We start from the raw sequence: 26336 nt of genomic DNA, 5'->3' as shown, positions 1-26336 counted from the left end.
ACCTCACAAGGGCTACTAAATAGTAACACAGTTTAGTAGCCCTTGCAATTAATTTTACAATCTTTTCACAAAATTTTGAATTGTTTCTAATGCTCGTTTTGCATGTTCTTCATTTCGCTCTTTTTTGTTTTTTATTTTCTTAGGAAGTTCAGGCAATAAACCAAAATTTGCATTCATTGGCTGAAAGTTTTTTTGATTGGCTGTCGTAATATATCGTGCCATACTTCCCATTGCTGTTTCATATGGTAACTCCACTAATTCCTCATCCATTACTAATTTAGCAGCATTGATTCCAGCAATCAACCCACTCGCTGCAGATTCAACATACCCTTCAACACCAGTCATTTGCCCTGCGAAGAACAAATTCTCTCTGTTTTTAAATTGATAGGTAGCTTTTAATACTTTTGGCGAGTTAATAAAAGTGTTTCTATGCATTACTCCATAACGAACAATCTCTGCATTTTCTAGTCCTGGAATCATACGAATCACTTCTTTTTGAGGTCCCCATTTTAGATGAGTTTGAAATCCAACAATATTATATAATGTTCCTGCAGCATCATCTTGTCTTAATTGCACAACCGCATAAGGGCGTTTACCCGTTTTCGGATCCTCTAATCCTACAGGCTTCAATGGACCGAACAACATCGTTTTCTTTCCCCGTTGCCCCATTACTTCAATTGGCATACACCCTTCAAAGAAAATCTCTTTTTCAAATTCTTTAAGTGGAACTGTTTCAGCAGAAATCAGTGCATCATAGAAGCGGTTAAACTCGTCTTCTGTCATTGGGCAATTTAAATACGCTGCTTCCCCTTTATCATAACGGGATTTAAGATACACTTTATCCATATTAATGCTATCTTTTTCAAGGATTGGTGCGGCGGCATCATAAAAATATAAATAATCTTCACCTGTTAAGTCTCTAAGTTTTTGAGCAAATATTTCACTTGTCAAAGGTCCTGTAGCAATAATTGTGGTTCCTTCTGGTATATCGGTTATTTCTTCATTATATACCGTTACATTCGGATGATTTTTTACCCTTTCGGTAACATTTGCAGCAAATTCATGTCGATCTACCGCAAGAGCTCCACCTGCTGGAACAGAACTAGAATCAGCAGCAGAAATAATCACAGAATCTAACTTTCTCATTTCTTCCTTTAATACTCCAACTGCATTCGTTAATGTATTGGCACGAAGTGAATTACTGCATACAAGTTCTGCAAATTTATCTGTGTGGTGTGCTGGAGTTTGGCGAACAGGTCTCATTTCATATAGATTTACGTTAATTCCTCTTTTGGCAATCTGCCATGCTGCTTCACTACCTGCTAACCCGGCTCCTACCACATTTACTACCTTTTCCATTTATATAAAGCCTCCTAGCTAAACTATTTATATCACTTTCTCGTATCCCTATTGCATTGTACAATACTACCTTAATAGACAAAAGGAAAAAGTTTATAAAATGACACTTTTCATTAGTCGGTGGTTTGTTCCAACATGGTTTGTTTATGGGAATACAACAGACAAAAGGAAAGAGTGAGCCTTCAAGCTCACCCTTACCTACTAATTCTGAGGTTCCTCTTTGTAGTCACAATTTGCACACTGCACTTGAATACCTTTTTTCAGCTTCTTCTCTGCTAACAATCCTTCACACTTCGGACATTTTCTTTCTATTGGCTTATCCCATGATAGGAAGTCACAGTCAGGATATTGATCACAGCCATAGAAAATCCGTCGTTTTTTACTTTTTCTTTCGATAATATTTCCTTTTTCACACTTAGGACATTTAACGCCAATTTCTTTAACAATTGGCTTTGTATTACGGCAATCAGGGAAATTGCTACAGGCCATAAACTTCCCGTACCTTCCCATCTTATAAACCATTGGACTTCCACAGTTTTCACAATCTTCACCAGCAAACTCTGGTTTAATTTCAACTTTTTCCATCTCTTCTTCTGCTTTTTCAAGATGTTTTTCAAAATCCTTATAAAAATCGTCGATAATGTTGACCCATTGTTCTTTTCCTTCTTCAACATCATCAAGACTTTTTTCCATATTGGCTGTAAATTCAAGGTTGATGATATCTGGAAAAAATTCCATGATAAGTTCTAATACTATCTCACCAAGTTCTGTAGGTACAAAACGTTTATTATCAAGTGTTACATAGCCTCTACGTTGAATGGTGTCTAATGTTGGTGCATATGTTGAAGGTCTGCCGATGCCTAACTCTTCAAGGGTTTTGACAAGTCTTGCCTCCGTATATCTAGGAGGTGGTTGTGTAAAATGCTGTTTCGGATCAATTGTTTTTGTCTTTGCTTGATCTCCCTTTTCTAAAGCTGGCAAAATGTTATCTTTTTCTTCTTTGCCATCATCAGAACCCTCGATGTAAACTTTCATAAATCCTTTGAATTTCACCTTTGATCCAGTGGCTCTAAACATGACGTCTCCATTTATTAAATCCACACTCATTGTATCCATAATAGCAGGAGACATTTGACTTGCAGTAAACCTTTCCCAAATTAGCCTATACAATCTTAATTGATCTCTTGATAAATATTCCTTCACAGATGCAGGGTCTCTCAGTGTACTAGTAGGACGAATCGCTTCATGAGCATCTTGAGTATTTTGTTGTTTCTTATCTTTTCTTTCAGCTGTACGAGCAAAATCATTCCCGTATTTATCGAGGATATATTCATTTGCCTCTTTTTGTGCAACCTCTGATACTCGAGTAGAATCGGTTCTCATATACGTAATTAAACCTACTGTGCCCTCTTTACCAATATCAATTCCTTCATATAGCTGTTGTGCTAACATCATCGTTTTCTTTGCTCTAAAGTTTAACTTTCTAGCAGCTTCCTGCTGAAGGGAAGATGTGGTAAACGGCGGAGCTGGGTTACGCTTTCTTTCTTTTTTTGTCACATTGGATATTTCGAAAATATCGCCTTTTAATTTTTTCATTATGTCTTGTACGTCTGCTTCTGATTTCAGCTCCACTTTCTTGCCATTCACACCGTGAAAATGAGCTTGAAAAGATTCTTTTCCTTTTTCAAAAGCTGCTTCAATTGTCCAGTATTCTTCTGGAATGAAATGATTTATTTCATTTTCGCGGTCAATGATCATCCGAACTGCCACCGATTGGACTCGTCCAGCACTCAATCCTTTTTTTACTTTCTTCCAAAGTAATGGGCTAATGTTATACCCTACTAATCTGTCTAATATACGACGGGCTTGCTGTGAATCAACTAAATCCATATTGATTGGACGAGGGTGTTTAAATGAATCTTTTATGGCATCCTTTGTAATTTCATTAAAGACAACCCGGCAGTCAGACTTAACATCAAGATCTAAGCTATGAGCCAAATGCCATGCAATGGCTTCTCCTTCACGATCGGGGTCGGCTGCAAGGTAAATCTTCTTTGCTTTTTTTGCCGCTGTTTTTAATTCTTTTAATACTGGGCCTTTCCCTCTTATTGTTATATATTTTGGTTCAAAGCGATTTTCTACATCTACACCCATTTGACTTTTCGGCAAATCGCGAACATGCCCCATAGATGCTCTCACTTTATATTTTTTTCCTAAGTAGCGTTCTATCGTTTTCGCCTTTGCCGGCGATTCCACAATAACTAAGTAGTCCGACATTCAAAAGCCTCCTTAAAGAGGTAAATAATCAAGTTTTATTATTATCTCTTTCATTCTCTATTGTCAATATTGACGTTCCTTAAAGGAAACGTTTACAAGTATTTTTTATTAGAAAAGCAAATGCACCTATTAAAAGGCACTTTGAGCAGACAGGAACAAATATTTGAATCTTTACTATACATTAAGTTAAAGGATCCAGTGAACTGCCAAAAGAATATTTATTCATATCCGGTAATACGCGTAATGTGTCTGTTGCAAAATGTATAACAGATTGAGCATAATTGCAACCTTTTTGTATGAAAAGATTGGATATTTTAGTTTTTTGCTAAAAAATGACTTGCGACTCTATTTATAAAATTGTATATGATTTTAATAAAATTTATACTCTAGTTCAGAAAAAACATCTTCAGAACTTGTAATTAATTTCGCTCCCTGTTGAATAAGTTGGTTTGTTCCTTTTGATAGTGGATGATGAATAGAGCCAGGTAGTGCAAATACTTCTCTCCCCTCGTTCAATCCGTATTCTGCCGTAATGAGTGTTCCACTACGTTCGGCAGCTTGAGTAACAATAATCCCTTTAGATAATCCACTAATTATCCTATTGCGTAGGGGAAAACACCATTTCTGTGGTTTTGTATCTGGTGGGAATTCTGAAATGACTAACTGATCCCTCATCATCATTTGTGCGAGTTTACTATTTCTTTCGGGATAGAGATGAAAAAATCCTCCTCCCAATACACCAATTGTTGAACCATTATATTCGATTGTCTTGCGATGGGCTTTCTCATCAGCACCTAGGGCAAGTCCACTTACAATCACATAGCCCTTCTGAACTAGTTTCGGCACCAGTATGTGAAGAGCGTGATCAGTATAATTGTCCGCTTTCCTAGAACCAACAATAGCTATTTTATTTTCCTTTTCTAGTAAGTTTTGATTACCTTTGAGAAAGAGTACCCATGGAGGATCATAGATTTGTTTTAAGAGCGGTGGGTATTGGTTATCTAATATGGTGAGAAGTTGAATTTCTTTGGTTTGGTAGAAGAATAGTAGTGAGGAAATATCTATCGAATGTAAATCTTTAAAAAAAGCAGATAAATTTTGGAGTGATAAACCTGTGATTGAGTGTATTTCTGCTTGGTTAAGAATATAAATTTGATTCAATGGTCGAACATGTTTAGAAAGTTTATAAATGGTCTTCCACCCTATACCTCGACAGTGGCATAGATGGATAAGAGTGTTACGTGAACAACCCATAAATACCTCCTTATACCTATTATATTAAAAAGAATGACCCCTTTTAAGAAGTACACACTAGTATATTCTAAATAAACCTTTGTCTATTTAATAATGGTAAAAATGGTGTGTCATAAAAGAGGTCATTCTATATTAAATTAATGTGTTTTACATTGCTCGTAAAGGTCTTTTTCTTTTAAAACTTTAATTAAGGTTTCTCCCATTACAGATGGAGTATCTGCAACCTCAATACCGCATTCATTCATAACACGGATTTTTTCGTCAGCAGTCCCTTTACCACCGGAAATAATCGCACCTGCATGTCCCATACGTTTCCCCGGAGGAGCAGTACGACCGCCAATGAATCCTACAACAGGCTTAGTCATATTGGCTTTTACCCATTCAGCTGCTTCTTCTTCTGCCGTTCCGCCAATTTCGCCAATCATAATAACCGCTTTTGTATCAGGATCTTCATTGAATGCTTTTAATACATCAATAAAGTCTGTTCCATTAACCGGATCTCCACCGATACCTACTGCAGTTGATTGACCGATGCCTGCTTGTGAAAGCTGATGAACAGCTTCATATGTTAAAGTTCCAGAACGGGAAACTACTCCGACATGCCCTTTCGTATGGATGTACCCTGGCATTATTCCGATTTTACATTCTTCAGGAGTGATCACTCCTGGGCAGTTAGGACCCACTAAGCGAGTCTTCTTGCCACTCATATAACGTTTTACTTTTACCATATCCATAACAGGAATATGCTCTGTGATACATATTGCTATATCCAACTCAGAATCAACAGCTTCCATAATGGCATCCGCCGCAAATGGAGCCGGAACATAAATGACAGATACGTTAGCACCTGTAGCTTGCTTTGCTTCTTCAACTGTATTGAATACCGGAACACCCTCAACTTCCGTTCCGCCTTTTCCTGGGGTTACACCAGCTACGATTTGTGTTCCGTATTCAAGCATTTGTTTCGTATGGAAAAGCGCTGTTGAACCTGTAATTCCTTGTACAACGACCTTCGTATCTTTATTAATAAATACGCTCATTACGTTCCCCTGCCTTTCTTAGCCTACTTGCTCAACAATTTTTTGTGCGCCGTCTGCCATAGACTCAGCTGCAATAATATTTAAACCTGACTTTTTAAGGATATCTTTCCCTAGGTCAACATTCGTTCCTTCTAAACGAACAACTAGAGGTACTGTTAAGTCCACTTGCTTAGCGGCCTCTACAACACCAGTAGCTATAATGTCACATTTCATGATTCCACCGAAAATGTTAACGAAAATCCCTTTAACATTTTGGTCTGATAGAATGATTTTGAAAGCTTCGGTTACCTTTTCTGCTGTAGCACCGCCCCCAACATCCAGGAAGTTAGCAGGGTCCCCGCCATAATGCTTAATAATATCCATTGTCGCCATAGCCAATCCAGCACCGTTAACCATACAACCGATATTTCCATCTAAAGAAATATAGCTTAAATCATATTTAGATGCTTCAATTTCTTTTGCATCTTCTTCATCTAAATCGCGATATTCCATGATATCTTTATGACGGTATAAAGCATTGTCATCGAAGTTTAATTTGGCATCAAGTGCCATAACATTTCCGTCACCAGTTACGACAAGCGGGTTAATTTCAGCAATTGAACAGTCTTTTTCAATGAATACATTGTAAAGACCAAGCATAAACTTAGCCGCTTTTCCAACTAACTTAGCTGGAATGTTAATGTTAAATGCAATACGACGAGCTTGGAAACCTGTTAATCCAACAACAGGATCGATATACTCTTTGAAAATTTTCTCTGGTGTTTCTTCAGCAACCTCTTCGATCTCCGTTCCGCCTTCTTCAGAAGCCATCAGAACCACTTGGGAAGTAGCACGATCCAATACTAAACCAACATAGTATTCTTTTTGAATATCGCAACCCTCTTCGATAAGTAAACGTTTTACTTCTTTACCTTCAGGGCCAGTCTGATGTGTTACTAATGTTTTTCCTAATAACTCTTCTGCATATGTACGAACTTCGTCTAAGCTTTTAGCGATTTTAACTCCGCCAGCTTTTCCACGACCACCTGCATGAATTTGAGCTTTTACAACATAGACACTAGAGTCTAAGCTTTTCGCTGCTTCTACAGCTTCTTCTGCAGAAAAGGCAACTTTTCCATTTGGTACAGAAACCCCATTATTTCTTAGGAGCTCTTTCCCTTGATATTCATGGATATTCATTTCCCATCCTCCTATCAATCTCTTCAAAATATAGACTGCGCTTTCATTGTATAAAATGACAGTATATCTGTCTACCATTATAACAAATATATTATATTAATTTAAATTTTCAAAATTGTATAAAGCCAAAAAAATGTATTCGCTTACAAAAAATTCATAAAAAATACTATTTTACAAAAACAAAAACAGGAATCAATGTCTTATCCTGGCAGGTAAATTTAACTCAATCACTTACTATTTTTTTGCAAACTGATCCATACGATATAAAAATGCGAATACTTCTGCTACTGCGTTGTATAACTCTTCAGGGACAGATTCATTAAGATCTAGTTGACCGAGTAACTCTACTAGACTGTTGTCCTCTTGAATGGGGACGTTATGGGCTTTTGCCGTTTCAACAATTCTGTCAGCAATCATTCCTTTTCCTTTCGCAACGACTTTGGGGGCATATAAAGCCTTCTCGTTATAACTTAGGGCAATTGCTTCTTTTCTATTAAAGACATTTCCCTTCATATTTTCATATCTACTCCTTTTTTTAAATCGTTATCCTGAGTATGAGTATAAAAAGATTCGATTAAGGAATCATTTATTTCTGGTATTTTAAATTGAACATGTGAAAGTTGATAATTTAATTTCTCCAGTCCTTTTTTTAATGGAGGTATGAATTTTGCTAAAAGTTCCTTAAGATTAGGATTCTCATTTACGATGGATAAAAGGACGACTCTATTTTGCACTAGCATATCTACTATAACCTCGTTAATATATTCAAGCTTCAAGTAAAATAAAATCCGACAATGATCCGTATTCAGTTCATTGTTCTCATTCTTTTGGCCTACCCATTGAATATGTACATCTGTTTGTTGACCTAGCCAATAAAAAGGGAAGGATTGAATAATTTGAAGTAATGGGCCATTTTCTTGTGATAATAATAACTGTCCGTTCATTCTTAATATTAACCTTTCAGCCAGTTCTTTTACTTCCCTGGCTGCCTTTGCAGAAGCAAGGACATCAAGAAGTATAGGTTTTAACGTTTCAAGGTCTTTATTTAAGAATGATTCTTGTCGATGTAAGCTCGCTTCAAAATCTAATCCTAATTTTCCTAAAGCTTCTTTTATTGCATCCTTTATAGTAAGACTTGATAGATTCCCGTCAGCCTCAGCACGGACAATAAGTTCACGCAATAGCTGGATATAGGGCTCTTCTGTTGATAATAAGAGTAATTGCCTCATAGGCTGAAAAAGATCCCTAGAGTTCAATACAGGTGAACCTAGAATGCGCAATAGATTGGATTGATTGTCTTGTAAACAAAGATTTGCTAATCCTTTATTAAATACCTTTATTTGTTCTGCTTTTGTAAGTTCATTTGCGTTATTTATGAGATTTTGATATATGGCATTGTCCCCTAAGGGTGTCGTTCCTTTTGGATAAGAAGACTCAACTCGAGCCATTTCTCCCATAAAGGATTGGTATTGTTCGAAATGCTGTGTTTCCCATGAAGAAAAATGAACATTTGCCTTCAATACATTTACTTTTTGGAGCAATTGAAAACTAGAATAACGAGTTGAAAATGGTTGCTTCCTATCTAGAAGAATACTCATTGCTTCTCCAACCACTTGATGAAAAACCCTAGTTTCAAATGGTTTTTTAATACTCTCCAATACAGTTAAAAGCCTTCGGGATGCCCCATTAATTTGACTTTCTATTTTTAAAAGCTGTGATAGCTCTTCAATTAAATTGACTATAGGCTTCACATCTTTCATACTTACGAGACTATCAAAAATATTTTTCGTCATTGGGAAATTTTGTTTCAACATCTTAAGGACGGCTTGTAGTCCAGCATGCTTGTTTTCGATCTCGGATAACCATCCCCCTGTTAAAGAAACCATTTCTTTTGAAAATGAGATTTTTTCAGAAAGAAATGTCGATAAGAGCAATTGGTGCTCCTTTATCGGTTCGATTTTTAAACTCTCAAGTATTGAATTAATTTGAGCAGTTACATTCACCTGCTGGTTAGGGGATGGTAAGACGATCAAGGAAAGGGCTTTATCGTTAAAAACTACCCTAAACCAATATTTCCCACCTGCTAGAAGTGGCGCTTCTAATTGGGCTACTAGTCTGCGATTTCCGATTTGGACCTCAGCAAATCCTTCTGGAAGGATTTTATTAACTCTAGCATAGATCACTTGATCTTCTTTTAATAGGTAGTTCTTTTCTTGTTGATACGTATATCCGTTTGGTTTACTTTCAGGAATACTATACTGAAGCATTTTCCAATCTCCCTTAACTATATAGATCTATGAGTCACTAAGCTCTTTCATTCTTGATAGATCCTTAACTGGAGCGAAGGACTTTCTATGGATCGGTGTTGCACCATACAATTTCAGCCCATTGAGATGTTCTCTTGTCCCATAACCCATATTCTTTTCAAAACCATAGTCCTTGTACTCTTCAGCATATTCCTTCATCATTCGATCTCTTGTTACCTTTGCCATGATAGATGCTGCCGCAATCGAAACACTTTTAGAATCCCCTTTAATGATTGACTTTTGAGGATAGGGGACTTCTAGTTGCATTGCATCTATCAATAAATATTCTGGTTTTACATTCAGTTGATGAATCGCTGAAATCATCGCTTTTTTAGTCGCTTGGTAGATATTAATTTGATCAATTTCATTAGAAGATACAATCCCTATTCCTACAGAAATGGCATGTTTCGTTATATATTTTGCACAAAGCTCTCTTTTTTTCTCACTTAATTTTTTCGAATCGTTTATCCCAGGTAAAAAAAAGGTCGATGGAAGAATTACTGCCGCAGCAACAACTGGTCCAGCTATTGGTCCCCGTCCAACTTCATCAATCCCTGTTATGTATTGGTACCCTTCGTCCCTTAATTCTTTTTCAAATATACAAAGTTGTTGAAACTCTAGGGACTGCATTTCTTCTTCACGCTTTTGTTTCATCCATCTTTTTATTAATCGTTGAACTCCTATTCGTGAATCCTTCCCGTACTTTTGTAGTCTATCATCTTTTGGATCTTCTATTTCTTTTAATATGGTTTCTATTTCTTTAATACTTGGTAATTTAGACATATTTCCTCTCCTATATGTATCGACAATGATATCGTAAAAGTAAAGAGACTGAACATAAATAGTCTCAGTCTCTGTCATATTTCGATAGATTTTCAGGTAAATCGAATGTGAGCTTTCCTAACCGTTCATCGCGAATATCTCTAATGATCAACTCGGAGGTTTTATCGTAATTGATTTCTCCACCTGCCATTAAGCACCCTCTTTGTTTTCCGATTATATCAAAGAGATCGACAATCTCTTCTGGAATTTCATCCATATTGTATCGATTCTTTAATCGTTCTGGATAATGCTTTTCTAAGAACCTAAGTCCATATACGGAGATATCTTGTAGATTTAGGATGGTATCTTTGATGGCACCTGTTAATGCTAGTTTATATCCTATTTCTTGATCCTCAAATTTCGGCCAAAGAATACCAGGTGTATCTAATAACTCAAGTTCTTTACCGACCTTAATCCACTGCTGAGCTTTCGTTACTCCAGGAGTATTTCCAGTTTTAGCAATGTTCTTTTTCGCAAGTCTATTAATAATGGTTGATTTTCCTACGTTCGGGATTCCTACAATCATCGCACGTATAGCTCGAGGATTCATCCCCTTCGCTTTCATTCTCTCAAACTTCGCACTTAGAATGATTTTTGACGATTTCACAATTTCTTGAAGCCCTGTACCACCTTGAGCATTAACAGCAAGTGCTGTGAAACCTTTTTCCTTAAAATATTCGATCCACTTCTTTGTCATTTCTGGATCTGCCATATCTGCTTTATTTAAAAGCACTAAGCGGGGCTTTTGTTGAACTATTTCATCTACCATTGGATTTCTAGATGATAGGGGGATTCTCGCATCTACAAGTTCTATAACAATATCGACAAGCTTTAACTTTTCCGTTACTTGTCTACGAGCTTTAGCCATATGGCCCGGAAACCATTGAATGGTCATACGACCACCTCTTTCTTATTCTCTGTTCTTCTCGTTATTCATTCCTATTAATGCTTAATGTACAACTATTCCACCCATCGAATTTCCTCGATTGGCCAATAAACCAGATTTGTATCTCCGATTACTTCTTCAATTGGAATCGTACCAATATGCCGGCTGTCTTTACTAAATTGACGGTTGTCACCCATTACAAAAAGATGTCCTTCTGGTACGGTTTCTTTTCCCGTTTTCTCTACTAAAGTAAAATCTTCTGTTAATTGTTTCCCGTTAGTTAATTTTTGCTTTTTTTTATCTAAATATGGTTCTTTATAGGGTTTACCATTTATATATAAAGTATCATCTTTATATTCAATTTTATCACCTGGAAGCCCGATTACTCGTTTAATATAATCCTTTTTCTCCGGTGCATGGAATACCACAATATCAAACCGATCAGGGTTCCCCACATTATAGTTTAACTTATTGACAATCATACGGTCGCCATTATCTAATGTAGGGCTCATCGATAAGCCGTCAACAACAATTGGTGCAAATAAAAAATAGCGAATAATTGCTGCTAGGCCCACTGCAATAAGTAATGCTTTGGTCCACTCCCATAATTCATTTTTCTCTCTAGCCAAAATCGTACACCACCTAGTATGTAGTATCAAACGGCACAAGTCTTTGATAGCATTATGTATATACCTCTCTCTATAGAGGCTAGCTGCTTGCGCTAGCATTTGACGAACTTCCTTAAGAAATTGAAAAGATTATAAATATCTCTAAGGAAGCCCTCTTATTCATTTTACAAAAAACGGAGTAATTTTACATTAGTTATCTTGAATATTGATCATTTAAGTTAGAGTTTTCTTTATTAAGGCTCTTTTCTTAAATTCGTTGCTTTTGTATCAATTATAAATATCTGATATCAATCAATACCTAATGAAACAATTTTTGCTTTGACGAAAAAATGCTCTGAAACCTTAATCATTTCGGGTTTCTACCTTGTTCGAAAAGGAATAATCTTGACGAAAATAGCCTTTATTAAAGAAGAAAAAGGAGCTTGTAACCAAGCTCCTTTTTTCAAAAAACTATCGAATTTCTTTAATACGAGCTTTTTTACCACGTAGGTTACGTAGGTAGTAAAGTTTCGCACGACGGACTTTACCACGACGAATCACTTCAAGCTTCGCGATTTTTGGTGTGTGTACAGGGAATGTACGTTCAACACCAACACCATAAGAAATTTTACGAACTGTAAACGTTTCGCTTACACCACCACCGCGGCGTTTGATTACTACTCCTTCGTATACCTGAATACGTTCACGAGTACCCTCAACGATGTTAACGTGTACACGAACTGTATCACCAGGACGGAAAGATGGTAAATCACTGCGAAGTTGTTCTTTAGTAATTTCTTCGATTAATTTGTGCATCTTTTTCAACTCCTTCCAACAGATGCTCTTACAAAAGCGATGATTGTAGCGGAACATCCAGATCGAATGACAAGTGCAATTGAGCTCAAGTCACAAAGACTATAATATCACACCCACATTCATGTTGCAATGGTCACTCAAGAATTTCTCCATTTTTCTATCCAGCTCTTTTGTTGATCATTTAATGGATAATTTTCTAATAGATCTGGCCTTCTTTCATAAGTCCGTCTAATAGATTCTTTTTGTCTCCATTCTTCAATAACCTTATGATTTCCAGAAATTAATTCAGGAGGCACTTTTAGACCCCTAAAGTCTGCTGGCCTTGTATAATGAGGATGTTCGAGCAGTCCAGATGAAAAAGAGTCAAGAACCGGGGAGTCTTCATTCCCTAAAACCCCTGGTAAGAGACGAACGACGCTATCAATAATCACCATCGCTCCTAACTCTCCTCCCGTTAAGACAAAATCTCCAATGGAAATTTCGTCTGTAATAACATGCTCTCGTATTCTTTCATCATAGCCTTCATAATGCCCACAAATAAAGATTAAATGGTCCTCTTTAGACAATTCTTCTGCTTTTGATTGTGTATAGCGTTCACCCTGAGGACAAAGAAGGACCACACGTGGTTTCTGGTTGTCTTCTGTTTGATTTGTTAAGTGATCAACAGCATCAAATATTGGCTGAGGCTTTAACACCATACCTGCACCTCCACCGTATGGATAGTCATCCACCTGTCCATGTTTGTTGTCAGCAAACTCTCTGAAATTAATAACGTTATATTCAACCGCATTTTTTTCCTTAGCTTTTTTTAATATCGATTCTCCAAGGACACCTTCAAACATTTTAGGAAAAAGGGAAAGGACATCTATTTTCATTGTAATAGCCCTTCCATCGGCTCTATAATGATCTGTTTATCGTCAATATTCACTTCTTTAACAACATCATCAATAAACGGAATAAGGTGCTCTTTATTACCGTTACCTTTTACAACCCATACATCATTAGCGCCTGTTGATAAAATCTCTTTAACGATACCTATTTCCTGTCCATCAATCGTTATCACATGACAACCAATAATTTCATGAAAATAAAATTCTCCTTCTTCAAGCTCACTTAGCTGTTCTTCAGGTACTTTTAATAGACTTCCTTTAAATGGTTCAACTTGACTAATATTGTCAAAGCCTTCAAATGTTAAAAGGTCGAAATTCTTATGTCTTCGATGGCTCTTTACTACTAGAGGAAGCGGCTCTTCTTGTAGAGAAGAAAAAAGATAGAGTGTATTTCCTAGTTCATACCTCTCTTCAGGGAAATCGGTTCTAGAAATGACTCTTACTTCTCCTCTAACACCATGAGTATTTACGATTTTTCCAACATTAAACCATTTATCCATTTCATTCACCTCTAACGTATTTCCGTCACAATTCCATTTTTCACTACGATCGTTTTCTCTAAGGTTTGTTCATCCCAATTGTCACCAATATCTATGTCTACAATACCTTGAACTTCTTTTTCTTTCAATTCACTTTCAAGTGGAAGGATATGTAATTGCTCTAATTGAAAATCAACCAGCTTTATCTTCTCTTGCCTCACCGACATCTCTTTTTCAAAATTGTCTTTTAGACTTTGAGAAGAAAATCTCTTAGACTTTTCTAATTTTTTCAGCTCAAATCGTAATTGATCACACTCTTTTTGGAGTTGATGCTTTCTCCCTTCATACTTATTGATTAAAGTGCGCTTACTTTCCTCTGTTAATACTTGTTTAATTGTAATCTTCTGAAGGATTTTCACCTTAACGCCCCCTACTAATAATCCTATTCTTCAGGCTTTTTCTTCAGAGATGAAAATGAACAATTTCAAAATTTTAACATAATCGATTAAAAAAGGGTATGTAAAAAGGGAGGATAATCCTCCCTCTATTCAACGATCTCTAAAAAGACCTTCTTCTGTTGTTTAGATCCTGATGCAGCATAGACCACAGTTCGAATGGCTTTCGCTACGCGCCCTTGCTTGCCTATTACTTTACCCATATCCTCAGGATGCACGGATAGTTTATAAGTAATGGATCGATCACTTTCTTCTAAGTTAATTTTAACCTCATCAGGGTGATCAACCAAGGGCTTTACAATCGTTAAAATTAGTTCTTCCATAGGCTAATAGCTTACTTGCTATTCTTAGCATTGTGGAATTTTTCCATAATGCCTTCTTTAGAGAAAAGGTTACGAACTGTGTCAGATGGTTTAGCACCATTTTGTAACCATTGTAGAGCTAGGCTTTCATCGATTTTAACTTCAGCTGGTTGTGCAACTGGGTTGTAAGTTCCTACTGTTTCGATGAACCGTCCATCACGTGGTGAACGAGAATCTGCTACTACAATACGATAAAAAGGAGATTTTTTAGCTCCCATACGTTTTAAACGAATTTTTACTGCCATTTTTAAAGCACCTCCGAATAGTTTCACACAAGATAGTATAATATCAAATGTATGTTTTGTTTGTAAAGTGTTTTTTCTTAACAGCATTAAATTCTTTGCTATTAAGACTTACCAAGAGCTACATAAATGGGAATTTCATGCCTTTTTTCATCTTGCCCTTCCCTTGCATGCCGCTCATTTGTTTCATCATTTTCTTCATTTCCTCAAATTGCTTAAGCAGGCGGTTTACTTCTTGAATAGAAGTGCCACTGCCTCTTGCAATTCTTTTTCTTCGACCTGCATTAATCACTTCAGGATGTTGTTTTTCTTCTTTTGTCATAGATTGAATGATGGCTTCAACATGAACAAGTTGTTTATCATCAACTGAAATTTTATCCAAGCCTTTCATCTTGTTAGCGCCGGGTAACATTTTAATTAGTTCATCCAATGGTCCCATTTGCTTTACTTGACCTAATTGATCCAGAAAATCATCAAATGTAAAGGACATCGTCCGCATTTTCTGCTCAAGCTCTTTTGCTTTTTCTTCATCAACGTTTGCTTGAGCTTTTTCAATAAGGGATAAAACGTCTCCCATCCCAAGAATACGAGAAGCCATTCTCTCAGGGTGAAATGCCTCTAGAGCATCTAATTTCTCGCCCATTCCAACAAATTTGATAGGTTTCTCTGTAACAGAACGGATAGAAAGAGCCGCTCCACCACGGGTGTCCCCGTCAAGCTTTGTTAAAACAACACCAGTTATTCCAAGAGACTCATTAAAGCTTTGTGCTACATTTACAGCATCTTGTCCTGTCATTGCATCTACCACTAAGAAAATTTCATCAGGCTTAGACAACTCTTTTATGTTCTTTAATTCACCCATCAGTTCTTCATCAATATGAAGACGACCAGCGGTATCAATTAAAACATAATCATGATGTTCTTCTTTTGCTTTTTCAATAGCTTTATCTGCAATTTCTACTGGACTTACTTGGTCGCCCATGGAAAACACAGGCATATTTAACTGTTTCCCAAGTGTTTCAAGCTGTTTAATAGCTGCAGGTCGATAAATATCTGCTGCAACTAATAGCGGTTTACGATTGTACTTTTTTCTTAATAGGTTAGCTAATTTCCCAGTGGTCGTTGTTTTACCAGCACCCTGCAAACCAACCATCATGATAACAGTTGGTGGACGTTTAGCTGTCGCTATTTGACTCTGCTCTCCACCCATGAGTTCAGTAAGCTCTTCTTTTACTACTTTGATCACTTGCTGTCCTGGAGTCAGGCTTTGCATGACTTCCTGGCCGACAGCACGTTCACTAACTTTTTTAACAAAAGTTTTAACAACTTTAAAGTTGACGTCAGCCTCTAATAGAGCTAAACGTACTTCCCTCATCATTTCTTTTACATCCGCTTCTGAAACTTTCCCTTTTCCACGGATTTTCTGAATCGTACCCTGCAGTCGGTCGGCTAATCCTTCAAATGCCATCTATGCCGCCTCCTAATCCAATTTCTCTAGTGAGTCTAAAAGATTTAGGATCCCACTTTTAGAAGTATTGTTATTTAACGATTCTTTCATATTTTGTAAGATGACCTTACGCTCTTGAAACTTCTGAAATAATAAAAGTTTTTCTTCATATTCTTCAAGCATTGCCTCTGTACGTTTAATGTTGTCATATACAGCTTGACGACTAACACTATATTCTTCGGCTATTTCTCCTAACGAATAATCGTCAAGATAATAGAGGGACATATAACTTCGCTGCTTAGGAGTTAACAACGATTGATAAAAATCATAAAGATAATTCATACGAGTTGTTTTCTCCAGCATGCCTTCCCCTCCTTGTTAAGTGAAAAACCTTTACATTAGAAAATATACAGGCTTATTAGGTAAATGTCAAGGATTAGCCGGAATTAACTTGCATTTATTTTAAGAATAGTACTGTTCATTTTTGATTCATAAGCACCTGAAAAAAGCAGACTCCTAAACACAAGAAGTCTGCTTTCTCATACTATCATTTCTCTTCATCAACCAGTGTAGAAAAGAGGCCATACACATATTTTTCTGCATCAAATGGTTGTAGATCGTCCATTCCTTCTCCAAGACCCACATATTTTACGGGTATCTTCAGCTCGTTTCGAATCGCAAGTACAATTCCACCTTTAGCCGTACCATCCAACTTTGTTAACACAATTCCTGATACATTTGTTGCTTCTTTAAAGGTTTTTGCTTGAATCATGGCATTTTGTCCAGTGGTGGCATCTAATACGAGAAGCACTTCATGAGGTGCTCCTGGAATTTCTCTTTCGATTACTCTCTTCACTTTTTCAAGTTCATTCATCAGATTTACTTTGTTTTGAAGTCTACCAGCCGTGTCACATAATAGGACATCTGCTTTTCTAGCACGAGCTGATTGAATGGCATCATACATGACTGCTGCCGGATCTGAACCTGCACCTTGTTTGATAACATCCACTCCAACTCGTTCACCCCAAACCTCGAGTTGTTCAATCGCTCCAGCCCTAAAAGTATCTCCCGCTGCCAACAGAACTTTTTTGCCCTCCGAATTGAACATGTGAGCCATTTTTCCAATTGTCGTTGTTTTTCCTACCCCATTAACACCAACCATTAAAATGACTGTTAATCCTTCACTTTGGATGTTTAAACTATTAGAATGACCTTCGTCACCATGATAGATCTCCACTAGCTTTTCAGATATAACACTTTGTAACTCTTTCGTTTCTTGAATATTTTTTCGTTTCACTTCAAGTTTAAGTTCATCAATTAATTCCATGACGGTTTCAAAACCAACATCGGCCCCAATTAAAATCTCTTCTAATTCTTCGAAGAAATCCTCATCTACTTTACGATAACGTGCTACAAGATCATTGACTTTCGATGTAAAATTGTCACGTGTTTTCGACAAACCGTCCTTAAATTTTTCCGTAACAGCATCGGATGATTGTGAAAACTTGTCTTTTAACTTTTTAAAAAAACTCAAAGCTATTCACCTCTACTTAGACTCTAGTAATTGTTTGGAATCTTCTAAGCGAACAGATACTAACTTAGAAACCCCAGACTCCTGCATTGTTACTCCGTACAATACATCTGCTTCTTCCATTGTGCCTTTACGGTGGGTAATCACAATAAATTGGGTTTCCTCACTAAATTGTTTTAAATACTTGCTAAAACGATGGACATTTGCCTCATCAAGGGCAGCCTCCACTTCATCAAGTATACAAAATGGGATTGGACGAACTTTTAATATTGAGAACAATAGGGCAATAGCCGTTAATGCTCTCTCCCCACCAGAGAGGAGACCTAGATTTTGCAGTTTTTTACCCGGAGGCTGTGCAACGATATCCACCCCTGTATTCAATAAGTCTTTGGGATTGGTAAGTTTTAGTTCTGCTCTTCCACCACCGAACAACGCTTTAAAGACATCTTCAAATTCTCCTTTGATGGCCTTAAAAGAAGTATCAAATCTCTTGATCATTTCTTCATCCATCTCCGCAATGATTTGAAATAGTGTATCTTTCGCTTCCTGAAGATCCGTCTTTTGCTCAAGTAAAAATTCAAATCGTTCAGATACTCGTTCATATTCATCAATGGCACCTAAATTTACAGTTCCTAGTTCTTCAAGGGCAAGTTTTATTAATTTCACTTTTTTACGAGCATCTTCTACCTCTATTTCTAATAGATAATCTTCTTTAGCTGCTTCAAATGATAGTAGGTATTCTTCCCGTAAATGAGTTAATCGATTTTCCAATTCTACATCTAATCGGTTAATTTTGACTTCTTCATCTTTTAATGCCCCTACTAAACCTCTATGCTGACGCTTTAATTCTTTTAATTCTAACTCTTGAACTTCTGCTGTTTTTGTTTTCTTAATTCTTTCCTCTCGCCTTATAGAAATTAGTTCTGCTGTCTCTTTCTTTTCCTGGAGACGGACTTTCGCGGCTTCTTCCACTTTCTCTTCCCCAGAAAAATCATTTTCCATTTCATTTAATAGCCAATTTAATTCTTCTTCATAATGCTTCTTCTTCTTTTCAGTCTCTTGAATTTCATTATTAATACGAGATCGGCCATTTTTACTAGAATTAAGCTGTTCATTTTTTGCCGCTAAAACAGCCTTCAAATCACTAATCTCAGCAGATAAAGCTTCTTTTGAGGTATTGTTATTATTTTTTTGTAATGTTAACTCCTCAATTTTACTGTTCAGATTTTTTAATTCTTTGTCGATCATTTTAAGGTCTTTTTCTAACTCTTCTTGTCGGTCTTTGTTATTCTGTTCCTGAGTTGAGAAATCGGATTTTTCCATATCGTATATTGAAAGGCGCTCATCCATATTCGTTTGTGCAATCTCAAGCTCTCTCTGCTTCGACTTAAGTTCTTGTTCACGAAGGCGAAGTTGTTCTCCTTTAATCCTTAGTTCTTCAATTTTTTTCTCTTGAATAGCCGTTTCAGTCTTTAGTGATTTAACATGTCTCTCAACACTACTTGTTTTTTCCTCCATCGATGCTAACTTAGCTTTCAACTCTTCAAGCTCTCCTTTCCTAGAGAGAAGAGAAGATTTCTTTTGTTTCGCTGCTCCACCACTCATCGAACCGCCTGGATTTACGACATCTCCTTCTAAGGTAACGATTCTAAACCGATATTGTAAGATTTTGGCTAATTCATTTGCTCCTTTTAAGTCTTTCGCCATAATCACATTCCCTAATAAATTGGAAATGACGGATGTAAACTTGGAGTTATATTCAATAAGGTCAGAGGCAACTCCGATGAAAGAAGAATGCCCCTTAATCATTGAAAGGATACTCTCTTGAATATTTCTTGATTTCATTACGTTCAAGGGCAAGAATGTGGCCCTGCCAAACTGGTTCCTCTTTAGGAATGTAATAGCGTTTCGTCCATCCTCTTCATTCCCGACAACAATATGCTGCATGGATGCACCCAGTGCAGTTTCCATGGCAGTTTCATATTTTTTGGGCACTGTAATAAGTTCAGCGACAGCCCCTTCAATGCCTTTTAGAGATTTTCCACGAGCTTTTAAAATCTCTTTAACTCCATGGAAGAAACCTGAAAAATCTTCCTCCATTTCCTCAAGCATATCAATTCTAGATTTTGTTTGTTGAACATACTGATAGGCTTGATATAGAGTTGTTTCCTGTTTTTGATATTGAGTACGGAAAGATTCTAATTTTTTTTGCTCTTCTCTAAAAATTACAACTTGATCTTCTAATTGTTCCTTTATTAAAGAATAATCTTTCAAAACTTTCTTCTGCGAAAGGACAATTTCCTGTCTTTGTGAAAGATATTTTTCATTTTCATTATCCAGTCTTTCATTGCGGTGTTTTTGCTGCTCGATTTGTTGTGATAAATATTGAATTTCATTTTTTGCACTTGCTTGTTGATTCAACTGTTCAATATAATCACTCTTTAACGATTCAATCACATCTTCTAAATTTTCACTGAAATGATTATATTGAGTTTGTTTTTTTGATAATTTTTCTTTTAATGCCTTGACTTCATTTAGACAATGAGTATATTCACTCTTTGCTTCGATTAATTCATTAGACAATCTATGTAGTTTCTCTTTAGACTCCTTTAAATTCAATTCAAGTTGTTCACGATTATTTGATGCGTTTCTCTTACGTTCATGTAGAACTTGTTTTCTTCCTTCTAGCTTCTCAAGTTCTTCACTCGTTACTAATAGCGCATCTTGTAATTGAGTAATTGATTCATCTAAAGCAGCTATTTGATCCCTAGTTTCCTCTAAGTGAGTTTCCTTTTCTTGAACAAGGGTAGAAAGAGCTATTTCTTGCTCTCCATGTTTTTCGAACTGCTTACTTAAAGATTGCCACTCCTCATGTAATTCTTCGACTTCATGTACCGTTAAAGCAACCTCAAATTTCTCTAATTCCTCTTTCTTCTCTAAATAATCTTTGGCCATTGAGGCTTGAATTTTAAGAGGCTCTACTTGTCCCTCAAGTTCATGAATGATGTCATGAACACGATTTAAATTTTCTTGTGTTTCTGATAATTTATTTTCTGCTTTTTTCTTTCTTGATTTGTATTTTAAAACCCCGGCTGCTTCTTCAAATATTGTACGTCTTTCTTCAGGTTTACTATTTAAAATCTCTTCAACCTTCCCCTGACTTATGATAGAGAAAGCTTCCTTTCCCAAACCGGAATCCATAAATAATTCAATGATATCTTTTAATCGACAAGGTTGTTTATTTAACAGGTATTCACTATCCCCTGACCGAAAGACTCTTCTAGTGACACTTACTTCACTGTAATCTATTGGAAGAGCCCCGTCTTGATTATCCAAAGTTAGAGTCACTTCCGCATAATTTAACGACTTTCTTGAATCACTTCCCGCAAAAATAACGTCTTCCATTTTTGCCCCTCTAAGAGACTTTGCGGATTGCTCCCCTAATACCCAGCGAACCGCATCAATTATATTGCTTTTTCCGCTGCCATTTGGACCTACAACGGCAGTAACACCTGGTACAAACTCAATGGCAATTCGTTCTGCAAAGGATTTAAAACCTATTGACTCTAATCGTTTGAGGAACATAATTCTTCCTCCTACCTCTCTTCTAGCTTTTGCTTTAATTTTTCTAGAGCCATTTGGGCTGCATGTTGTTCTGCTTCTTTCTTTGATCTTCCCGTACCGACTCCAAGTTCTTGCCCATTTAGACAAACTCTTGAAACAAATTCACGATTATGGGCAGGACCTTTTTCTTGGACGATTTCGTATTCGATGACTCCTGCATTATCACGTTGAACAAATTCTTGTAATTGACTCTTATAATCCATCACATGAGAAAAAGCACCGGCGTTTATTTTTGGGAAGACAATACTTTCTAGAATGTCTAAAACCGTATCTAAACCTTGATCTAAATAAAGAGCTCCAATAAATGCTTCAAATACATCTGCTAAAAGAGCAGGGCGTTCTCGTCCACCTGTCATTTCTTCTCCCTTACCAAGAAGTACCAGTTCACCGAAATTTAGATCATTTGCGAATGTAACAAGGGAAGGCTCACAAACAATAGCTGCACGCAGCTTCGTTAATTCCCCTTCATTCATCGTAGGGTATTTCTTATATAGAAATTGAGAAACGGTTAATTCCAAAACAGCATCTCCTAAAAATTCTAGACGCTCATTATCTTCATAGGGCTTTTTTCGATGCTCATTCACATAGGATGAATGGGTAAAAGCTTGACGCAATAGCTTTTCATTATGAAACTCAATATTTATTTTCATTTGAAAGGCTTTAAACTTCTCCTCAAATTTATGTAAAGTTAGTTTTCTTTCTCTATTTTTATATTGCTTTCGCATAGGTCCTCCACCTTGCTCTTCAAATTTCTAATATCCATTAGTCAAGTTTATGCTAAATTTGATAAAATCGCAAAAACTTCTTAGACCTTTGGACAAATTGTCATGAATTAATGCTGATTTCGTATTTTTTGTTTCTACAACATTAAAGTAAATATAATGTTTGCTATTGTGCTTGATGTGAAAAGGAGAGTAGGAATCGATTTGCCAAATCCTTTTTTTGGACTAATTCAGAATACTAATACAAAAAACGGGGATGTCACAGGAGAGGTAGCTAGTTACTTTTATCAATCAATTAGAAATAGACTTCCAATCGATTCAACATAACCAAAATGCTAACTTTCCTGAGTCATCCCCGTTAAATGGGTAGAAGAATTGCTCTCCAAAACCATTTCTAACGATTACGCCTTGCTATTTATGTAGTTCACAGCATCTCCTACTGTGCTAATTTTCTCAGCATCATCGTCAGAAATTTCCATATCAAACTCGTCTTCTAGTTCCATTACTAATTCGACTACATCAAGAGAGTCTGCACCTAAATCCTCTTTAAAAGATGCTTCAAGAGTAATTTGAGATTCATCTACACCAAGACGATCTACGACGATTTTTGTAACGCGATCTAATACTTCTGCCATTATTGTCACCTCCCCTCAAGGGTCATTATATAGGATTTCCGCTCGAAACGAAATTACACTATCGGAATGGTCCATCCTCTTAATGAAAATCTTATTACATCACCATACCACCGTCAACATGCAGTGTTTGGCCTGTCATATAGCTCGCATCATCTGAAGCTAAGAATGAAACAACCTTCGCAATATCCTTTGGTTCGCCAAAACGTGTTAATGGAATTTGCTTTTGCATTTCTGTTTTAACCTCTTCACTTAATTCATCGGTCATATCTGTTGCAATGAACCCCGGAGCCACAGCATTCACGGTAATTCCTCTTGGAGCAAGTTCTTTTGCTGTTGTTTTCGTTAAACCTATTACTCCGGATTTGGCAGCGACATAGTTTGCTTGTCCAGGATTCCCGCTTACACCAACGATAGAAGAAATGTTAATGATACGTCCGCTACGCTGTTTCATCATTTGACGAGTAGCTGCCTTTGTACAAAGGAACACACCTTTAAGATTTATGTTTATAACGTCATCCCATTCCGTCTCTTTCATACGCATCAACAAATTATCCCTAGTAATTCCAGCATTATTAACGAGGATATCTAGGGAGCCAAAGTGAGAAATTGTTTCTTTAACCATCGTTTGAACAGAGTCAGCATCTGCGACATTACATTGAATGGCAATGGCCTCTCTTCCTAAAGCTTTGATTTCATCTACAACTTCGTTTGCCTTTGCTTCACTTCCCGCAAAATTAACCGCTATATTTGCACCTAATCGTGCCAGCTCTAAGGCAATTTCTTTCCCTATCCCTCTGGAACCACCAGTAACCAGCGCAGTCTTTCCACCTAATGACATGTGCTATTCTCCTCCTCTTAGTCTAGTAATCGTGTCTTGTAATGTTTCCTCATCTTGAACGGAGTAAGTTTTCACTCTTCTGTTTACTTTTTTCACAAGTCCAGACAATACTTTTCCTGGTCCAATCTCCACAAATGTGTCAACTTCTAAATCAAGAAGTTTATTAACGGTATCTTCCCAAAGCACAGGAGAGTATAGCTGCTCAATTAAATTTCTTTTAATCTCTTCGGCATCTGTCATTGGTTCTCCTGAGACATTTGCAATTACAGGTACACGGGCTTCACCTATAGAGATTTCATTTAAAACTCCAGAGAATTTTTCAGCTGCCGGCTTCATTAATTGAGAATGGAACGGACCACTTACTTGAAGTGGAATGACACGCTTCGCCCCAGCTTCCTTCGCAGCAGAGGAGGCTTCTTCCACCCCGTTTACTGTACCAGAAATAACAATTTGCCCAGGACAGTTAATGTTTGCGAGTTGAACACTATTACCCTTCTTAGTAATAGTTTCTGTAATTTGTTGTAAGCTTTCACGCTCTAACCCAAGAACCGCTGCCATTGTTCCTTCTCCTGCAGGAACTGCCTCTTCCATATACTCCCCTCGTTTTCGAACGGCATAAACTCCGTCCTCAAAGGAGATTGCTTCTGAAGCCACTAGAGCGGAATATTCTCCAAGGCTGTGTCCAGCAGTATAATCAGGTGAGATTCCTTCGTCTTTAAGTTTTTGTAAAAGAGCAATACTTGTCGTTAAAAGCGCGGGTTGAGTATTTTCTGTTAGCGTTAGTTCTTCTTGTGGCCCTTCGAAAATAAGGCTAGAAAGACTAAAGCCTAAACGTTGATCCGCTAATTGGAAGTAGTTCTTTACTTCATTATAACGATCATGCAAATCTTTCCCCATTCCTACACTCTGCGATCCTTGACCTGGAAAAATAAAAGCAATTTTCCCCACACTTATCCCCTCTTTCAATATGTAGTCCATTAATTATTTATTTTGATTAACAGCTTCCTTAATCGTTTGTGCAACATCATGTTTTATCATTTCTCTAGTTTGTCTTACAGCGTTAAAAAGTGCATTACTATTTGATGACCCATGAGCTTTCACAACAGGTGCTTTTAACCCAAAGAGAGCGGCACCACCATATTCTGTATAATCCATCATATTTTTTAGATCTTTCAGGTCATTTTTAACCAACCCTGCTGCAAGCTTTGATTTTAAGGATGATGTAAAGGTTGTCTTTAACAACGAAAAAATACTTGAAGCCGTACCCTCGATCGTTTTCAGAACCATATTTCCTGTGAAGCCGTCGGTTACGATTACATCCGCAGGACCTTCTAATATGCTTCTAGATTCTACGTTTCCAACAAAGTTCAGGTTCATTTTTTCCATGTGTTGAAATGCGTGCTTTGTTAACTCATTTCCTTTTTTATCTTCTGTTCCAATATTCAATAGCCCGACTTTAGGATTTTGAATCCCGCGCACCTTTTCAGCGTATACACTTCCCATAATTGCATATTGTGCTAAATGTTCAGGCTTTGCGTCTACATTCGCACCGAGGTCTAACATTAAAAACCCTTTTCCATCAAGTGTTGGTAAGGTTGGTGCAAGCGCCGGTCGATCGATTCCATCAATTCGGCCAACAATAAATAAACCTGCCGTCATTAATGCACCAGTATTACCTGCGGAAATACAGCCGTCAGCTTCACCATTTGCTACAGCTTGTGCCATTAAGACCATTGAAGCCTGTTTTTTTCTTCTAACAGCACGAACTGGTTCATCTGTTCCTAGTATGACCTCTTCCGTATGAACGATACTAATACGTTCATGTTCGACTAAATACTCACGGATTCGCTTTTCATCACCATATAAAACAATTTCAATATCTTTATATAGCTCTACTGCCTTCATAGTGCCAAGGATGATTTCCTTAGGAGCATGATCGCCACCCATCGCATCTATTGCAATTTTCATTTCGTCTCATCCTTTGCGGATTTTTTGCTGCGATACATTTCAAATTCACCCGTAAAAACTATTTCTCCAAGGGCGAAACTATTTACTTCTACAATTGTTCGATCATTATGTATTTCAACCACTTTTGCTTTTGCGATTACTCTTTCCCCTTCTCTTACAGGTCTTGTAAAGACTATTTGAGATTTAGCGGTTAGAGCCAATTCGTCGTTAATTACTGCTACAGCAAGCGAATTAGCTTGTGCAAACAGGTGATGTCCTCTTGCAATACGGTTTCTTTTAAAAACATGCTCGTGCTTCACATCGAAAATGGAAATCGCACTTTGATCTAATTCCATATCAATAATCTCACCAATAACTTCTTCTATTGGGAGGGACTTTACTTCATCTCCGAAAGTTTTTTCGGCAACATGTTTAATTCTTTCTCTTAATTCTGGAATGGAAAGCTCCATTCGATCTAAGCGGATTGTTTGAACACTAACAGAGAATTGATCTGCTAGTTCTTCATCAGTAATAAATGGATTATCCTTTATTGTATCTGATAGTTTTAATTGCCTATCTTTCTTTGAAGGTCTCATATAATTATACACCCTCCACTA

Annotated in this window: 26 protein-coding genes; all 26 read right to left on the bottom strand. The window is 37.0% G+C overall.

Annotated features, from left to right (window positions below):
- Positions 1 to 54 precede the first annotated feature (54 nt).
- The 26 genes from trmFO to fapR all read right to left on the bottom strand — a co-directional run bounded on the left by trmFO (position 55) and on the right by fapR (position 26315).
- Positions 55 to 1359 carry an FADH(2)-oxidizing methylenetetrahydrofolate--tRNA-(uracil(54)-C(5))-methyltransferase TrmFO gene (trmFO, locus tag JOC86_RS16470; protein WP_205173995.1) on the bottom strand — a complete coding sequence of 435 codons (1305 nt, stop codon included), beginning with the start codon at positions 1357 to 1359 and terminating at the stop codon, positions 55 to 57.
- A gap of 201 nt (positions 1360 to 1560) precedes the next feature.
- Positions 1561 to 3636, bottom strand: a complete 2076-nt coding sequence (gene topA / locus JOC86_RS16465; protein WP_205173994.1) for a type I DNA topoisomerase — start codon at positions 3634 to 3636, stop codon at positions 1561 to 1563.
- 369 nt (positions 3637 to 4005) lie between these two features.
- On the bottom strand, positions 4006 to 4797 hold the full coding sequence (gene dprA / locus JOC86_RS16460) for a DNA-processing protein DprA (protein WP_419096083.1): 792 nt from the start codon (positions 4795 to 4797) through the stop codon (positions 4006 to 4008).
- A 230-nt stretch (positions 4798 to 5027) separates the two neighbouring features.
- Positions 5028 to 5930: a succinate--CoA ligase subunit alpha gene (gene sucD / locus JOC86_RS16455; RefSeq protein WP_205173992.1), complete on the bottom strand. Its 903-nt coding sequence runs from the start codon at positions 5928 to 5930 to the stop codon at positions 5028 to 5030.
- A gap of 18 nt (positions 5931 to 5948) precedes the next feature.
- Entirely contained in the window at positions 5949 to 7109 is a 1161-nt protein-coding gene (gene sucC, locus JOC86_RS16450; RefSeq protein WP_205173991.1) for an ADP-forming succinate--CoA ligase subunit beta, read from the bottom strand.
- 234 nt (positions 7110 to 7343) lie between these two features.
- Positions 7344 to 7622 carry an EscU/YscU/HrcU family type III secretion system export apparatus switch protein gene (locus tag JOC86_RS16445; protein ID WP_205173990.1) on the bottom strand — a complete coding sequence of 93 codons (279 nt, stop codon included), beginning with the start codon at positions 7620 to 7622 and terminating at the stop codon, positions 7344 to 7346.
- Positions 7619 to 9376, bottom strand: coding sequence for a hypothetical protein (locus tag JOC86_RS16440; RefSeq protein WP_205173989.1), 1758 nt, complete (start codon positions 9374 to 9376; stop codon positions 7619 to 7621). The genes JOC86_RS16445 and JOC86_RS16440 overlap by 4 nt, the downstream gene beginning before the upstream one ends.
- 27 nt (positions 9377 to 9403) lie before the next feature.
- Positions 9404 to 10198: a ribonuclease HII gene (locus tag JOC86_RS16435; protein ID WP_205173988.1), complete on the bottom strand. Its 795-nt coding sequence runs from the start codon at positions 10196 to 10198 to the stop codon at positions 9404 to 9406.
- Between the two features lie 64 nt (positions 10199 to 10262).
- Positions 10263 to 11132: a ribosome biogenesis GTPase YlqF gene (gene ylqF / locus JOC86_RS16430; protein WP_205173987.1), complete on the bottom strand. Its 870-nt coding sequence runs from the start codon at positions 11130 to 11132 to the stop codon at positions 10263 to 10265.
- Positions 11133 to 11197: 65 nt separating this feature from the next.
- Positions 11198 to 11752, bottom strand: coding sequence for a signal peptidase I (gene lepB / locus JOC86_RS16425; RefSeq protein WP_239587645.1), 555 nt, complete (start codon positions 11750 to 11752; stop codon positions 11198 to 11200).
- Positions 11753 to 12202: 450 nt separating this feature from the next.
- On the bottom strand, positions 12203 to 12547 hold the full coding sequence (rplS, locus tag JOC86_RS16420) for a 50S ribosomal protein L19 (protein ID WP_205173985.1): 345 nt from the start codon (positions 12545 to 12547) through the stop codon (positions 12203 to 12205).
- Positions 12548 to 12684: 137 nt separating this feature from the next.
- Positions 12685 to 13422, bottom strand: a complete 738-nt coding sequence (trmD, locus tag JOC86_RS16415) for a tRNA (guanosine(37)-N1)-methyltransferase TrmD (RefSeq protein WP_205173984.1) — start codon at positions 13420 to 13422, stop codon at positions 12685 to 12687.
- Positions 13419 to 13937, bottom strand: coding sequence for a ribosome maturation factor RimM (gene rimM / locus JOC86_RS16410; RefSeq protein WP_205173983.1), 519 nt, complete (start codon positions 13935 to 13937; stop codon positions 13419 to 13421). Before rimM ends, trmD begins: the two co-directional genes overlap by 4 nt.
- A gap of 11 nt (positions 13938 to 13948) precedes the next feature.
- Positions 13949 to 14335 (bottom strand): YlqD family protein, encoded by a 387-nt coding sequence (locus JOC86_RS16405; protein ID WP_205173982.1) that lies wholly within the window; start codon positions 14333 to 14335, stop codon positions 13949 to 13951.
- 125 nt (positions 14336 to 14460) lie between these two features.
- Positions 14461 to 14694, bottom strand: coding sequence for a KH domain-containing protein (locus JOC86_RS16400; RefSeq protein WP_205173981.1), 234 nt, complete (start codon positions 14692 to 14694; stop codon positions 14461 to 14463).
- A gap of 11 nt (positions 14695 to 14705) precedes the next feature.
- A complete protein-coding gene (gene rpsP, locus JOC86_RS16395) occupies positions 14706 to 14978 on the bottom strand; it encodes a 30S ribosomal protein S16 (RefSeq protein WP_205174262.1) in 273 nt (90 codons plus the stop codon).
- A gap of 118 nt (positions 14979 to 15096) precedes the next feature.
- The gene (gene ffh, locus JOC86_RS16390) at positions 15097 to 16443 is read right to left on the bottom strand and encodes a signal recognition particle protein (RefSeq protein ID WP_205173980.1); all 1347 of its coding nucleotides are present in this window, start codon (positions 16441 to 16443) and stop codon (positions 15097 to 15099) included.
- Between the two features lie 12 nt (positions 16444 to 16455).
- Positions 16456 to 16785: a putative DNA-binding protein gene (locus JOC86_RS16385; protein ID WP_205173979.1), complete on the bottom strand. Its 330-nt coding sequence runs from the start codon at positions 16783 to 16785 to the stop codon at positions 16456 to 16458.
- Positions 16786 to 16969: 184 nt separating this feature from the next.
- Positions 16970 to 17956 carry a signal recognition particle-docking protein FtsY gene (gene ftsY / locus JOC86_RS16380; protein ID WP_205173978.1) on the bottom strand — a complete coding sequence of 329 codons (987 nt, stop codon included), beginning with the start codon at positions 17954 to 17956 and terminating at the stop codon, positions 16970 to 16972.
- Between the two features lie 12 nt (positions 17957 to 17968).
- Positions 17969 to 21538, bottom strand: coding sequence for a chromosome segregation protein SMC (gene smc, locus JOC86_RS16375; protein ID WP_205173977.1), 3570 nt, complete (start codon positions 21536 to 21538; stop codon positions 17969 to 17971).
- Between the two features lie 11 nt (positions 21539 to 21549).
- Positions 21550 to 22302, bottom strand: coding sequence for a ribonuclease III (gene rnc / locus JOC86_RS16370; RefSeq protein WP_205173976.1), 753 nt, complete (start codon positions 22300 to 22302; stop codon positions 21550 to 21552).
- Positions 22303 to 22700: 398 nt separating this feature from the next.
- Positions 22701 to 22934 (bottom strand): acyl carrier protein, encoded by a 234-nt coding sequence (acpP, locus tag JOC86_RS16365; RefSeq protein ID WP_205173975.1) that lies wholly within the window; start codon positions 22932 to 22934, stop codon positions 22701 to 22703.
- A 94-nt stretch (positions 22935 to 23028) separates the two neighbouring features.
- The gene (gene fabG, locus JOC86_RS16360) at positions 23029 to 23772 is read right to left on the bottom strand and encodes a 3-oxoacyl-[acyl-carrier-protein] reductase (RefSeq protein ID WP_205173974.1); all 744 of its coding nucleotides are present in this window, start codon (positions 23770 to 23772) and stop codon (positions 23029 to 23031) included.
- Positions 23773 to 23775: 3 nt separating this feature from the next.
- Positions 23776 to 24720 (bottom strand): ACP S-malonyltransferase, encoded by a 945-nt coding sequence (gene fabD / locus JOC86_RS16355; RefSeq protein ID WP_205174261.1) that lies wholly within the window; start codon positions 24718 to 24720, stop codon positions 23776 to 23778.
- Positions 24721 to 24753: 33 nt separating this feature from the next.
- The gene (gene plsX / locus JOC86_RS16350) at positions 24754 to 25740 is read right to left on the bottom strand and encodes a phosphate acyltransferase PlsX (RefSeq protein WP_205173973.1); all 987 of its coding nucleotides are present in this window, start codon (positions 25738 to 25740) and stop codon (positions 24754 to 24756) included.
- Positions 25737 to 26315, bottom strand: a complete 579-nt coding sequence (fapR, locus tag JOC86_RS16345) for a transcription factor FapR (RefSeq protein WP_205173972.1) — start codon at positions 26313 to 26315, stop codon at positions 25737 to 25739. Before fapR ends, plsX begins: the two co-directional genes overlap by 4 nt.
- Between the last annotated feature and the right edge of the window lie 21 nt (positions 26316 to 26336).

The sequence above is a fragment of the Rossellomorea pakistanensis genome, from assembly GCF_016908495.1.
In the GTDB taxonomy this organism is placed as follows: domain Bacteria; phylum Bacillota; class Bacilli; order Bacillales; family Bacillaceae_B; genus Rossellomorea; species Rossellomorea pakistanensis.
This window is presented reverse-complemented; position numbering and strand designations above follow the sequence as displayed.